The organism is Sphingomonas montanisoli (assembly GCF_008274695.1).
Lineage (GTDB): Bacteria > Pseudomonadota > Alphaproteobacteria > Sphingomonadales > Sphingomonadaceae > Rhizorhabdus > Rhizorhabdus montanisoli.
The window spans coordinates 564,583-576,274 of sequence record NZ_VTOU01000002.1 but is presented as its reverse complement, the minus strand read 5'-3'; the positions used below and the strand labels follow the sequence as shown (position 1 = coordinate 576,274).

The following is an 11,692-nucleotide window of genomic DNA, read 5'->3' as shown; positions in this document are numbered from 1 at the left end:
AAAGCGCAACCGCAGATGTGACATCGCACGCATGAGGGAGAAGGAGCTGCGGCTCGCGCTGGTCTGCTATGGCGGGATCAGCCTGGCCGTTTACATGCACGGGATCACCAAGGAGCTGTGGCGGCTGGCGCGCGCGAGCCGGGCGTTCCATGCCGGCGAGCCGGCGCCGACCGTGATCGACGGCAGCGAGGCGGTCTATCACGGCCTGCTCCAGCGGATCGCCGCCGAAGGCGACCTGAAGCTGATGGTGCTGATAGACGTGATCGCGGGCGCGAGCGCGGGTGGGCTAAACGGCCTGTTCCTGGGTCAGGCGATCGCGACCGGCCAGTCGCTCGAGCCGCTGACGAAGCTGTGGCTCGAAAATGCCGATGTCGAGCAGCTGATCGATCCCGATGCGCGCCCGCTGACCCGCCTCACCCGCCTGTGGGCGTTGCCGATCGCGTGGATGCTGACGCGGCGGCGGGGCAGCACGGTCGAGCGCACCGTCGCGCCGGAGACGCGCGCCGAGGTGCGGCGCAAGCTATCGCTGTTCGTACGCGCGCGCTGGTTCCACCCGCCCTTCGGGGGCAAGACCTTCACCCGCCTGATCCTCGACGCGTTCGAAGCGATGAGCGCGCAACCCGCGGGCTCACCGCTGCTGCCGCGACGCCAGCCGATCGACCTGAGCGTCACCGCCACCGACTTCCACGGGCACCGCCAGCACCTGGCGCTCCACAGCCCCGCCATCGCCGAAGAGCGCGAGCACCGGCTGACGATCGGCTTTTCGGATCATGGCCGCACCGATCGCGTGCTGGGCGATATCGCCGCGCTGACCTTCGCCGGCCGCGCGACCGCGAGCTTCCCCGGCGCCTTCCCGCCCTTCACCGTGACCGAGATCGACGATGTGCTGGCCGAGCGGAAGCGCAAATGGCCCGATCGCGCCGCGTTCCTTGCCAATCTGCTGCAGGTCGGGGAGACGCGAAGGGCCGAGGATGTGGTGCTGATCGACGGATCGGTGCTGGCCAACGCCCCCTTCCGCCCCGCGATCGACGCGCTGCGCAACCGACCCGCGCGACGCGAGGTCGACCGCCGCTTCGTCTATATCGATCCGACACTGGGCAATCCGATCATCGCGGGCAAGCTGAGCGGCGAGAAGCCGGGCTTCGTAGCCACCATCTTCGGCGCGCTTTCCACCATCCCGCGCGAACAGCCGATCCACGACAATCTGGAGGCGATCGAGGCGCGGTCGCGGCGGATCGAGCAGACCAAGCATATCATCGCCGCAATCCGTGGCGAGGTGAACGAGGCGGTCGAAAGCACGATGGGCAACGTCCTGCTGCTCTATCGCCCCAGCACCGATCGCGTGCGCAGCTGGCGCCTGCGCTCGCACGAACTGGCGGCGAAGCAGGCGGGCTTCGCTTATGCGGGCTATATTCACCTGAAACTCGCCACGATCGGCGATGACCTGACCGACATGATCGCCCAGCTCGGCGGGTTCGACGAGCCGGCCGAGCTGCGCATGATCCGGGCGGCGGTGGGCACGCAGATCCGGGCCCTGGGCGACGACACGACGGCCGATCCGGTGATCGACTTCCTCAAGGCCCACGACCTGGGTTATCGCATCCGCCGGCTGCGCTTCCTGGCCGATCGACTGACCGACATCGAGGCCAGCGGGGAAAGCGAACCGAAAGCGATCGAGGCGGCACGCACCGCAATCTACGAATCGCTCGCGCCCTATCTCGATATGCAGATGCGCGATCATTATCCCAGCCCTGTGGCGGGCGCGGCGCGCGGCGCGATCGGCGATATCGCCACCGCGATCGCGGCGATCGGATCGTTTCGCGCGATCGAGACGATCGACGACGCGACCGACCAGCGGATCGCCGCCGCCCTGCCCCGCCTCTCGCGCGGCGACCGCAAGACGCTGCTGCTCGCTTATCTGGGCTTCACCTTCTACGATCTGGCGACCCTCTCACTGCTCCGGCCGCAGGGCGCGCAGGAATTTCACGCGATCAAGGTCGATCGCATCTCGCCCGACGATGCGGGGTCGATCCGCAAGGGTGGCGCGGCGGCCACGTTGCGCGGGGTGGAGTTCAACTGCTTCGGCGCCTTCTTCTCGCGCGCCTATCGCGAGAACGATTATTTGTGGGGGCGTCTTCACGGAGCGGAGCGGATGATCGACCTGATCGTCTCCACCCTGCCCGACGCGACGATCATCCCCGCCGAAGAGATCGCCGACATCAAGCGCGCCCTGTTCCACGCGGTCATCACCGAGGAGCGCGGGCGGCTGGCCGATCCGCTGCTCGACGCCCTGGCGGCGGAGATCGGGTAATCCCTTATCCTCCCCCTGGCGGGGGAGGATCAGAGAGCGACGAGCCAGTGGCAATCTGCAACCAACAGCCATAAGGTGGCCGGATGCAGTTCCTGAAGATCCTGTTCTGGGCGATCCTGGCGGTGGTGCTGGCGGCTTTTGCGCGCGCAAACTGGGCACCGGTGACGATCCGGCTGTGGGCGGACCTGGTCCTCGACATCAAGCTGCCCGTGCTGCTGGTGCTGGCTGTGCTGGCCGGCTTCCTGCCAACCTACGCCATGCTGCGCACCGAACGCTGGCGCGCCAAGCGGCGGATTGCGTCGATGGAGCGCAATGCGGGGTTGACGGAGGGGAGCATCGGGGACGAAACGAGCCCCGTTCCCGTCCCCGCCACCCCGATCCTGGATTGACGATGCGAAGCCCGATCTACGTTGCCATCGACACGCCCGACCTCGCCCGCGCCAAGGCGATCGCGGCCAAGGTGAAGAACCATGTCGGCGGATTGAAGCTGGGCCTCGAATTCTTCTGTGCCAACGGTCATGCCGGCGTGCGCGAGATCGCCGCGATCGGCCTGCCGATCTTCCTCGACCTGAAGCTGCACGACATTCCCAACACCGTCGCGAAAGCGGTGCAGGCGCTCAACGGGCTCAACCCCGCGATCCTGACCGTCCACGCCGCGGGCGGGCGCGCGATGATGGAGGACGCCAAGGCGGCGGCGCCGGTGGGCACCAAGGTGGTCGCGGTTACCGTCCTGACCAGCCTCGACGGCGACGATCTGAACGCGATCGGCGTGATCGACGGCGATCCGCATGCACAGGTCGAACGGCTGACCCGGCTTGCCAAGGAAGCCGGCGTCGACGGCGTCGTATGTTCGGGCAATGAAGTGGCCGCCGCCAAGAAGATCTGGCCGCACGGCCATTTCGTCATTCCCGGCATTCGCCCCGTGGGCAGCCAGGTCGGCGATCAGAAGCGGATGATGACGCCGCGCCAGGCGATGGACGCCGGTGCCTCGATCCTCGTCATCGGCCGCCCGATCACCCAGGCCGAAGACCCCGACGCCGCCGCCCGCGCGATCGAGGCGACGCTCTGAATACGCCTGTCGATGAGACCGGCATGCTGTTGCGTGATGGCGGCGGCTTCGTGCTGAAGCGCGATTCGGGCGGCACCTACAGCCTGGAACTGCACCGCACGCCGGTCGATCTGGTCGAAAAGCGCGTGCGCCTCGTCGGCGTCGAAACCGCGCCGGGCCATGTCGAAGCGGACGGCGTTCAGCCCGCCTGACGGGCGTTTCATCACCAAAACTCATAGGAACGACCGAGGCCACCCACGCGTTCGCGCCGGGCGCGAAAAGGCTGTCGTCAAACCATCTCTACTCAAATGATAGATTTTCTTTCTTCTCTCTCGATCCAGTAGAGATAAGTAGGGGTCGACAGGGAGATGAAGGGGTTCGGATCCCTGCTGGTGCCGCCCGTCCGGGCGCATCGAGGATAGTGACAGTCTAAAGAGACTTCTTTCGGGGAGAATGAATATGCGCGCCTTGCTTCTGGCAGGAGTGGCAACCCTTGTGCTTGCGACATCGGCCCATGCCGAACAGGCAGCGATCCAGCAGACGGCCCCGGCGGCGGATCAATCCGACACCCCCGAAGCCCGCTCGCTTTCCGGTGACGTGATCGTCGTGACCGCGCGCCGCAAGAACGAAGCCGCGCAGGAAGTGCCGCTGGCGATCTCGGTGATACGCGGCGACAGCATCGAAGCCACCGGCAATTTCAACGTCGTCAAGCTGCAGCAGCTCGCGCCGACGCTGCAGGTCTATACGACCAACCCGCGCAACACCTCGGTCAACATCCGTGGCCTTGGCGTGCCGTTCGGCCTGACCAGCGACGGCTTTGAACAGGGCGTCGGCATCTATGTCGACGACGTCTATAATTCGCGCGTCGCCGCCGCGACCTTCGACTTCCTCGACGTGTCGCAGGTCGAAGTGCTGCGCGGTCCGCAGGGCACGCTCTACGGCAAGAACACCACCGCCGGCGCGATCAACATCACCACCAACCAGCCGACCTTCGATTTCGAAGGCGCAGCCGAACTGACCGTCGGCAACCTTAACTACAAGCAGGCCAAGGGCGCGGTCTCGGGCCCGATTTCGGACACCGTCGCGGCCCGTATCGCCGTCGCTTCGACCACGCGTCGCGGCACGCTCTACAACGTGCGCACCCAGCGCTGGATCAACGAACAAGACAATCTGGGCCTGCGTGGCACCCTGCTGTTCAAGCCCAGCGAAGATCTGAGCATCACGCTGTCGGGCGATTACAGCAAGCAGGATCCGGAAGGTTTCGGTACCACCTTCGTCCGCGTCGGCCGCACCCAGCGCGCGCTGAACCGCCAATATGACGGGCTGGTCGCCGCCTATAACGCCGCAAACCCCACCCGCCCCTATTCGGTGCCCAGCCGCGATCCTTATGCGCGCCTGACCGATCTCGACGCGAACCTGAACGCCGGCAACAAGATCGGCGGCGCATCGCTGAAGGTGAAGTGGGATGTCGGTGCCGGCACCTTCCACTCGATCACCGCATGGCGTTTCTGGGACTGGAAGCCCGAGAACGACCGCGACTTCACCGGCCTGTCGATCGTGTCCAGGTCGCAGAACCCGTCGCAGCAGGACCAGTATAGCCAGGAATTCCGCTACAATCAGGAAGGCGAGAAGATCGACTTCGTGGTCGGTCTGTTCGGCTTCAAGCAGCGAATCGACACGCAGGGCACCGAACAGCAGGGGCCGGACGCCAGCCGCTGGAGCCTGACGGGCGCTCAGGCCAACGATCCGAGCATCCTCAACGGCCTGACCGCCACCAACACCCAGTATCTCAAGAGCACGAGCGGCGCGCTGTTCGGCCAGGCGAGCTACAAGCTGACCGACAAGCTGACGATCCAGCCGGGCGCGCGCATCAATTACGACAAGAAGTCGGGCTTCTATCAGCGCGTCGTCACCAATGGCGCAGGCACGGCGATCAGCTGCTCCCCCGCGCCGGCCGCCGGCACGGTTCTGGCCGCGCAGTGCGGCGTGTATCAGCCGCAGACCACGTCGCCGTCGGTCAGCAAGTGGAACTTCAGCTACGATCTCAACGTGAACTACAAGTTTGCGCGCGACGTGCTGGGCTATGCGACCTACGCCAAGAGCTTCAAGACCGTCGGCATCAACCAGAACGGCCTGCCGCTGACGACCGCGAACGTGCCCGATCTGTCGGCCAGCACGGTGAAGCCGGAATCGGTCAACCACTACGAAATCGGCCTGAAGACCCAGTTCTTCAACCGTCTGGCGACCTTCAACCTCACAGCCTTCCGCACGGACATCAAGAATTTCCAGGCGACGGTGAACGGTGGTCAGTTCGGCACGGTGCGCGGCTATCTGGCCAATGCGGGCAAGGTGCGCTCGCAGGGCGTCGAGGCGGACTTCAAGATTCGTACCAGCGACCGGTTCACCGCTTACGCCAACGGCGCCTACACCGACGCCAAATATAAGACGTTCGTCAACGCCCCCTGCCCGCCCGAACTGTCGGGCGGCACGTCGCAGGCGGCCAACGCCACGCCGGATTACTCGCAGCCCGGCGTCCCCGGCGCGCTTTCGCCGCGCGCCTGCGACATCTCCGGCCAGCAGCTGCCGGGCGTGTCGAAGTGGGCTTTCTCCTACGGGGCCGAGGTCAACACGCCGATCGAGCTGCTCGCGAAGGAAGGCCAGATCTACCTGGGCGTCGACGGCAATTATCGTAACCGTTGGAACTCGAACGCTTCGCCCTCGATCTATACCAACGTGAAGGGCTATGCGCTGACCAACTTCCGCGCCGGCTTCCGTGGTGAGGGCTTCGATGTCTTCGCCTGGGTCCGCAACGCCTTCGACGTGAACTATATCGAAAACCTGCAGGTTGCCCCCGGCAATGTCGGCCTGATCGCCGGCCAGACCGGCGATCCCCGGACCTGGGGCGGAACGATCAAGGCGAAGTTCTAACCCTCGACAAAGTCCCTCTAGCGCCCGGCCAAGCCCTTCTGTCTTGGCCGGGCTTCCTTTTGAGGTAAGTGCCCGAACATGTTCTCCTTATCGCTTCCCGAACTGACGTTCGCCCAGCTTCAGGCCATCGCCCCCTTCATCGGCGTGGGCTTCGCGGCGCAGGTCGTCGACGGGGCGCTCGGCATGGCGTTCGGCGTCATCACCAATACGATGCTGGTCAGCGTCCTCGGCCTGCCGCCGGCCCGCGCGTCGGCGAGCGTGCACGTGGTGGAAACCTTCACCACCGCCGCCTCGGCGATAAGCCATATCTATCAGCGCAACGTCGACTGGCGGCTGTTCTCGCGGCTCGTCATCCCGGGAATCGTGGGCGGGGTCGGCGGCGCCTATCTGCTGTCGAACATCGACGGATCGGTCACGCGGCCGTTCGTCATGGCCTATCTGGTCGGCATCGGCATCTATCTGCTGTGGAAGGCGTGGAAGCTGGATCATGGCGCGGCGCACAAGCCCGCGCGTGTCATCGCGCCGCTCGGCCTCGTCGGCGGGTTTCTCGACGCGGCAGGCGGCGGCGGCTGGGGCCCGGTCGTGACGTCGAACCTGCTGGTGCAGGGCACCGAACCGCGGCGGACGATCGGCACCGTCAACACGGTCGAATTCTTCCTGACCACCGCGATCTCGGCAACGTTCATCCTGAACCTTGGCCTGGCAGCGTTCACGATCGCCGCCGTCGGCCTGATCATCGGCGGCCTGTTCGCCGCGCCGATTGGTGCGTTGCTGGTGAAGCGCATTCCCGCCAAGCGTCTGCTGACACTGGTCGGCTTCATCCTGATCGCGACGAGCGTCTACAGCCTGTGGCGGGCGCTGCTCTAAGCAGCGCAGGACGCGGGGCGCCGGGCAAGCGGCGAGCCGCCGCTCCCCGTCCGCTTCGTGGCCTTCGCGTTCATCTGGTCGGGGTTGGCGGTGTACGCAATTGCAACATGGCGCAAAGGCCGCATCGCTCCGATGGCGCCCGAATAAGCCATCGGCTAGGTTCGCGATCCAAGGAGAAGCGGACATGGCGGACGAAGGCGGCATCTTCATCGGCGCGGGCAGCGGCGGCGCGGCGCCCCAATATCTCAACCTGCGTCGTGCGAACCGACACGGCCTGATCGCGGGCGCGACGGGGACCGGCAAGACGGTGACATTGCAGGGGATCGCCGAAAGCTTTTCGAAGTTGGGCGTCCCCGTCTTCATGGCCGACGTGAAGGGCGATCTTGCCGGGATCGCCATGGCGGGATCGCCGACCGCCAAGAATGCCGACAAGCTGGTCGCCCGCGCCGCCGATATCGGCATGCCGGACTTCATCTGGGGCGACAATCCGGCGATCTTCTGGGATCTCTACGGCGAACAGGGCCACCCGATCCGCACGACGATCAGCGAAATGGGCCCGCTCCTCCTCGCGCGGCTGATGGGGCTGAACGAGGTGCAGGAAGGCGTCCTCTCGATCGCCTTCCGCGTCGCCGACGAACAGGGTCTGCTGTTGCTCGGCCTGGGCGATCTGCAGGCGATGCTCGCCTGGTGCGCGCAGAATGCCGATGATCTTTCGGCCAAATATGGCAACGTCACCAAACCCAGCGTCGGCGCGATCCAGCGCCAGTTACTCCAGCTGGAGAGCCAGGGCGGCGACCATTTCTTCGGCGAACCCGCGCTCGACATCCACGACATGCTGGGCGTCGACGATAACGGTCGCGGCTTCGTCAACGTGCTGGCGGCCGACAAGCTGATGCAGAGCCCCAAGCTCTACGCGACCTTCCTGCTGTGGCTGCTGAGCGAGCTGTTCCAGACGCTCCCCGAGGTCGGCGATCCCGACAAGCCCAAGCTCGTCTTCTTCTTCGACGAGGCGCATCTGCTGTTTGAGGATGCCCCCAAGGCGCTGGCCGACAAGATCGAACAGGTCGTGCGCCTGATCCGATCGAAGGGCGTGGGCGTCTATTTCGTCACCCAGAACCCGATCGATATTCCCGAGGATGTCGCAGCCCAGCTCGGCAACCGCGTCCAGCATGCCCTGCGCGCCTTCACCCCGCGCGATCAGAAGGCGATCGCGGCCGCCGCCGACACCTTCCGCGTCAACCCCGATCTGAACGTCGTCACCGCGATCACCGAACTGAAGGTTGGCGAGGCGCTCGTCTCGCTGCTGCAGGAGGATGGATCGCCCGGCGTCGTCCAGCGCAGCCTGATCGCGCCGCCGCGCTCGCGGCTCGGCCCGGTCGATACGAAGGAGCGCGCGTTGCTCGTGTCGATCTCCCCCGTCACCGGCAAATATGACGACGCGGTCGATCGAGAATCCGCCGAAGAAATCCTTGCCGCGCGCGCAACCGCCGCGTCGGCCGCCGCCGATGCTGCCAAGGCGCAGGCGACCGCCGACAAGGCCGCCGCCGAACAGGCCAAGGTCGAGGCCAAGCAGCGCGAGGCCGAACTCAAGGAGCAGGCGCGGCAGCAGGCCGCCGCCGCGCGCGAAGCGGCCCAGCCGAGCGCGATGGACCGCGCGATCCAGTCCGCCACCCGCGCCGCCGCCTCATCGGTGGGGCGTCAGGTTGCGAACGAGCTGGGCAAGGCGGTGTTCGGGAGCAGCCGGAGCAAATCTGGCGGGATCGCCGGGCAACTCGTGCGCGGGATTTTGGGCGGGCTGTTCAAGTAGGCCTATTCCTCCCCAGCATGGGGAGGGGGACCATCCGCAGGATGGTGGAGGGGGCAGGAGGCTGGGCGCATCGTTCGAGACGCGCCCCCTCCACCACGCTTCGCGCGGTCCCCCTCCCCGTTCCGGGGAGGATTTACAAAGTCAGCTTGCCGCGGACCAGATCCGAATAGTCCTTCTGCATCTGACGGGTCAGATCGCCGACTGCGAAGTTCCAGGGGCCGGCGGAGCCGACGGGGACGATCTCGGCGGCCGATCCGGTCAGGAAGAACTGTTCGAAGCCCTCCAGTTCCTCCGGCCAGATCGCGCGTTCGATCACCTCGATACCGCGCTTCTTCGCCAGCTTGATCACCGTCTGGCGCGTGATGCCGTTGAGGAAGCATTCGGGCGTCGGCGTGTGGAGTGCGCCGTCCTTCACGAAGAAGGCGTTCGCGCCGGTCGCCTCGGCCACCTGGCCGCGATAATCGAACATCAACGCGTCCTGATAGCCGCGCGCCTCGGCATGATGCTTCGACATGGTCGCGATCATGTAGAGGCCAGCCGCCTTGGCCTGCACCGGCGCGGTGAAGGGCGCGGGGCGGCGCCACGGCGCGATGTCCAGCTTCAGCCCGTTCGAACCCGGATCGAGATACTGGCCCCAATACCAGCAGGCGATCGCCATGTGCGGCTTGGTCTTCTGCGCCGAAACGCCCATCTGCTCCGAACCGCGCCATGCGACCGGGCGGACATAGGCGTCGGTCAGGTTGTTCGCCTTCATCGTTTCGATGCAGGCGGCGTCGATTTCCTCGACCGACCAGGGCAGGTCGAAGCCCAGCATCGCCGCCGAATTGCGCAGACGCTGCGAATGCCAGCTGAGTTCGAAAATGTGCCCATCATAGGCGCGCACCCCTTCGAACACCGAAGAGGCATAATGCATCGCGTGCGTCAGGACATGGACATTGGCCTCGCGCCAGGGAACCAGCTTGCCATCAAGCCAGATCCAGCCATCGCGATCGTCATAGGTCGGTTCGTCAGCCATTGTCCCTCATCCCGCACGAATCTTGCGTTGCGTTCGGTTAAGCCTGCTGGCAAATTACGTCAATATGGCTGTCCAAAATACCAATGAAGGCTATCGTGCCTCCCCACTCTTCCTGCGTGAGCCCGAGATACGGCGCGGGATCGAGTTGCTCTATTTCGGCTATTCGCATCTGTATCGCGGGATCGACGAGGGGCTGGCGAAGCAGGGGCTGGGCCGTGCGCATCACCGATCGCTCTATTTCATCGCGCGACAACCCGACATCACGGTCAGCGAATTGCTGCGCGTGCTGGGCATCACCAAACAGTCGCTGGGCCGCGTGCTCAACGAACTGACCCAGCGCGGTCTCGTCGAGACGCGGATGGGGCGCGAGGATCGCCGCCAGCGGCTGCTTCGCGTAACCGCGGCGGGTGCCGCGCTGGAGTCCGAACTGTACGAAGCGCTGCGCGAAGGGCTGTCGGGCGCCTATGCGCAGGCGGGACAGGGCGCGGTTGCGGGCTTCTGGAACGTGCTCGAAGGGCTGATCCCGCCCGACGAGCGCCAGCGCGTGATGGACATTCGTCGCTAGCCTGTTACGCAATGTAACGGATAATCTTTGGGGGCCGCATGACCACCGTCTATGATTTCAGCGCGCGGAGCATTTCGGGCGAGGACGTGTCGCTCGATCATTACCGCGGCAAGGTGCTGCTGATCGTCAACACCGCCAGCAAATGCGGCTTCACCCCGCAATATGACGGGCTGGAGAAGCTGCACGAGGAGCTTTCCGATCGCGGACTCGCGGTGCTGGGCTTTCCCTGCAACCAGTTCGGTGCGCAGGAACCGGGGGACGAGGCGGAGATCGCGAGCTTCTGCCGCCTCAGCTATGACGTCAAATTCCCGATGTTCGCCAAGATCGACGTCAACGGCGACGCGACCCACCCGCTCTACAAATGGCTCAAGACCGAAGCCAAGGGCCTTCTGGGCACGGAAGGCATCAAGTGGAACTTCACCAAGTTCCTCGTCGATCGCGCTGGCAATGTCGTGGACCGCTACGCGCCAACCACCAAGCCGGACGCGATCCGCAAGGATATCGAGAAGCTGCTTTAGCGCCTCGCCTCGTCATTGCGAGACGCCGCAGGCGACGAAGCAATCCAGCTCTGCGCTTTTGAACATAGCGGGGGACTGGATTGCTTCGCTACGCTCGCAATGACGAGAAGAAGGAGAGGCGGCATGAACGCGACCGAGCGGCTCGAGGCGATCGAAGCGATCAAGCGGCTGAAGGCCGCCTATTTCCGCACGATGGACATGAAGGACTGGGACGGGTTTCGCGACGTCTTCATCGAGGATTGCGAGATCGACACCAGCGAGGCGTTTACGCCGATGGATGCGGCGGGCCGACCGATCGAGGCCGATCGCCCCGCCCCGCCGCCCAATCCCGATTTCATCATCCACGGCATCGATACCTTCATCGCCGCGCAGCACTTCCACCTCGACGGCGTGTCGACGGTCCATCACGGCCATATGCCCGAGATCGAGATCGTCTCGGATGACGAGGCGACCGGCCTGTGGGCGATGGAGGACAAATTGCGCTGGCCCGCCGACAGCGCCAATCCGATGCGCGAGATGCACGGATATGGCCATTATCGCGAACGCTACGTCCGCGTCGACGGCCGCTGGAAGATCGCCTCGCTCAAGCTGACGCGGATACGGATCGATATGGTGATGAAGTAGCTGGCGGAC

General features: G+C 65.3%; 11 protein-coding genes. 10 read left to right on the top strand and 1 reads right to left on the bottom strand.

Going from position 1 to position 11,692, the window contains the following annotated elements; translation table 11 throughout:
• The first annotated feature begins 31 nt into the window (after positions 1–31).
• The 7 genes from FYJ91_RS08500 (at position 32) to FYJ91_RS08475 (ending at position 8,961) form a co-directional block, all read left to right on the top strand.
• Entirely contained in the window at positions 32–2,311 is a 2,280-nt protein-coding gene (locus FYJ91_RS08500; protein ID WP_149521831.1) for a patatin-like protein, read from the top strand.
• A gap of 83 nt (positions 2,312–2,394) precedes the next feature.
• Positions 2,395–2,700: a hypothetical protein gene (locus tag FYJ91_RS08495; RefSeq protein ID WP_149521830.1), complete on the top strand. Its 306-nt coding sequence runs from the start codon at positions 2,395–2,397 to the stop codon at positions 2,698–2,700.
• A gap of 2 nt (positions 2,701–2,702) precedes the next feature.
• A complete protein-coding gene (gene pyrF / locus FYJ91_RS08490) occupies positions 2,703–3,380 on the top strand; it encodes an orotidine-5'-phosphate decarboxylase (protein WP_149521829.1) in 678 nt (225 codons plus the stop codon).
• A 23-nt stretch (positions 3,381–3,403) separates the two neighbouring features.
• Positions 3,404–3,571 carry a DUF5818 domain-containing protein gene (locus FYJ91_RS20560; RefSeq protein WP_164857400.1) on the top strand — a complete coding sequence of 56 codons (168 nt, stop codon included), beginning with the start codon at positions 3,404–3,406 and terminating at the stop codon, positions 3,569–3,571.
• A gap of 241 nt (positions 3,572–3,812) precedes the next feature.
• Positions 3,813–6,287 carry a TonB-dependent receptor gene (locus tag FYJ91_RS08485; protein WP_149521828.1) on the top strand — a complete coding sequence of 825 codons (2,475 nt, stop codon included), beginning with the start codon at positions 3,813–3,815 and terminating at the stop codon, positions 6,285–6,287.
• Between the two features lie 78 nt (positions 6,288–6,365).
• Positions 6,366–7,154, top strand: a complete 789-nt coding sequence (locus FYJ91_RS08480; RefSeq protein WP_149521827.1) for a sulfite exporter TauE/SafE family protein — start codon at positions 6,366–6,368, stop codon at positions 7,152–7,154.
• 184 nt (positions 7,155–7,338) lie between these two features.
• Positions 7,339–8,961 carry a helicase HerA-like domain-containing protein gene (locus tag FYJ91_RS08475; protein WP_149521826.1) on the top strand — a complete coding sequence of 541 codons (1,623 nt, stop codon included), beginning with the start codon at positions 7,339–7,341 and terminating at the stop codon, positions 8,959–8,961.
• A gap of 133 nt (positions 8,962–9,094) precedes the next feature.
• Here the strand turns inward: FYJ91_RS08475 and FYJ91_RS08470 are convergent, their stop codons facing one another.
• A complete protein-coding gene (locus tag FYJ91_RS08470; protein ID WP_149521825.1) occupies positions 9,095–9,976 on the bottom strand; it encodes a branched-chain amino acid aminotransferase in 882 nt (293 codons plus the stop codon).
• A gap of 64 nt (positions 9,977–10,040) precedes the next feature.
• Between FYJ91_RS08470 and FYJ91_RS08465 the strand changes: the two genes are divergently transcribed.
• From FYJ91_RS08465 to FYJ91_RS08455, 3 genes are all read left to right on the top strand, one after another.
• A complete protein-coding gene (locus tag FYJ91_RS08465; protein WP_149521824.1) occupies positions 10,041–10,541 on the top strand; it encodes a MarR family winged helix-turn-helix transcriptional regulator in 501 nt (166 codons plus the stop codon).
• Positions 10,542–10,579: 38 nt separating this feature from the next.
• The gene (locus tag FYJ91_RS08460; RefSeq protein ID WP_149521823.1) at positions 10,580–11,059 is read left to right on the top strand and encodes a glutathione peroxidase; all 480 of its coding nucleotides are present in this window, start codon (positions 10,580–10,582) and stop codon (positions 11,057–11,059) included.
• A 123-nt stretch (positions 11,060–11,182) separates the two neighbouring features.
• Positions 11,183–11,683 (top strand): nuclear transport factor 2 family protein, encoded by a 501-nt coding sequence (locus FYJ91_RS08455; protein ID WP_149521822.1) that lies wholly within the window; start codon positions 11,183–11,185, stop codon positions 11,681–11,683.
• Positions 11,684–11,692 lie beyond the last annotated feature (9 nt).

What these genes read in the sequence shown, in the direction of transcription:
- FYJ91_RS08500 (WP_149521831.1), top strand. Translation starts at nt 32, where the DNA reads ATGAGGGAGAAGGAGCTGCGGCTCGCGCTGGTCTGCTATGGCGGGATC.
- FYJ91_RS08495 (WP_149521830.1), top strand. Translation starts at nt 2,395, where the DNA reads ATGCAGTTCCTGAAGATCCTGTTCTGGGCGATCCTGGCGGTGGTGCTG.
- pyrF (WP_149521829.1), top strand. Translation starts at nt 2,703, where the DNA reads ATGCGAAGCCCGATCTACGTTGCCATCGACACGCCCGACCTCGCCCGC.
- FYJ91_RS20560 (WP_164857400.1), top strand. Translation starts at nt 3,404, where the DNA reads ATGCTGTTGCGTGATGGCGGCGGCTTCGTGCTGAAGCGCGATTCGGGC.
- FYJ91_RS08485 (WP_149521828.1), top strand. Translation starts at nt 3,813, where the DNA reads ATGAATATGCGCGCCTTGCTTCTGGCAGGAGTGGCAACCCTTGTGCTT.
- FYJ91_RS08480 (WP_149521827.1), top strand. Translation starts at nt 6,366, where the DNA reads ATGTTCTCCTTATCGCTTCCCGAACTGACGTTCGCCCAGCTTCAGGCC.
- FYJ91_RS08475 (WP_149521826.1), top strand. Translation starts at nt 7,339, where the DNA reads ATGGCGGACGAAGGCGGCATCTTCATCGGCGCGGGCAGCGGCGGCGCG.
- FYJ91_RS08470 (WP_149521825.1), bottom strand. Translation starts at nt 9,976, where the DNA reads ATGGCTGACGAACCGACCTATGACGATCGCGATGGCTGGATCTGGCTT.
- FYJ91_RS08465 (WP_149521824.1), top strand. Translation starts at nt 10,041, where the DNA reads ATGGCTGTCCAAAATACCAATGAAGGCTATCGTGCCTCCCCACTCTTC.
- FYJ91_RS08460 (WP_149521823.1), top strand. Translation starts at nt 10,580, where the DNA reads ATGACCACCGTCTATGATTTCAGCGCGCGGAGCATTTCGGGCGAGGAC.
- FYJ91_RS08455 (WP_149521822.1), top strand. Translation starts at nt 11,183, where the DNA reads ATGAACGCGACCGAGCGGCTCGAGGCGATCGAAGCGATCAAGCGGCTG.